Below are 902 nucleotides of genomic sequence, written 5' to 3'. Positions count from 1 at the left end.
CCCCCCTTTCGGATATTCAATGCATACCCCCTTGACAAGCCAAAGGAAAAGGGGGCGCTTGGTGAGCTGTGGAAGAACACCAGACGCCCCCTTCCATCCTACCCCTGCCCCTGGAGGAACTGGTCCCCCTGCTCCAGGCATGGCTCCAAGCCCGCTTGCCAGAAGGGGAGAGAAAACCCGGCAGGCCCAGGACCTTCTCCGACCTCAGCCTCTTTCTCTTCCACCTGGTCCGCGCCCTCCTGGGCTTCTCCAGCGAACGCATGCGCCGGGAACTGGCCCGCAACCCTAGGCTCCGCAAGCGCCTCGGTCTAGAGCGCGTTCCCTCCTCTGCCACCCTCAGCGAGCGGAGCCGGAAGCTACCCTGGCCCCTCCTGCGGGGAGGGAAGCGGGTGGGCCGGGGGAGGCGGGTGCTGGCCATGGACGCCACCCTTCTCCCCGCCCAGAGGTCGGATGGGGAGGCGGCTTGGGGCGTGGGCTCGGATGGGGGCTGGGTTTATGGGTACAAGCTCCACCTCCTCGTGGACCTGGACACGGGGGAGGTGCTGGCCCTACGGGTGACCCCGGCCTCATGGCACGACTCCCCGGTGGGGCGGGGGATGCTCTGGGGGGTGGAGAGGTTTCCTGGGGAGAAGCCCCCCGTGGTGGTGGCGGACGCGGCCTACGAGGGGGAAGCCAACTTTTGGTTGACGAGGAGGCGAGGGATGCTTCTGGTGACGGGGCATAACCGGAGACGGGGAAGGCCAAAGGGGAGGGGGCGGCTTTTGAACCTGCGGCGGCGGGGGAGAGGTGCGTACCGGAGGCTTTTGGGGCGGCGGTGGGAGCTGGAGACGGTCTTTGGTCTGCTGAAGGGGCCGATGGGGCTGGTGGGGGCGGTGGGGAGGGTACGGGGGCTGAAGGCGGTG

Annotated in this window: 1 protein-coding gene; it reads left to right on the top strand. The window is 68.1% G+C overall.

Annotated elements, in window-relative coordinates; translation table 11 throughout:
- Positions 1-68 precede the first annotated feature (68 nt).
- Positions 69-902, top strand: an 834-nt coding sequence (locus ETP66_RS12475) for a transposase (RefSeq protein WP_130842779.1), incomplete at its 3' end; no start/stop codon positions are given.

Source organism: Thermus thermamylovorans, assembly GCF_004307015.1.
GTDB classification, from domain to species: Bacteria; Deinococcota; Deinococci; order Deinococcales; family Thermaceae; genus Thermus; species Thermus thermamylovorans.
The sequence above is the reverse complement of the archived record's forward strand: the minus strand, read 5'-3'. Positions and strand labels throughout refer to the sequence as shown.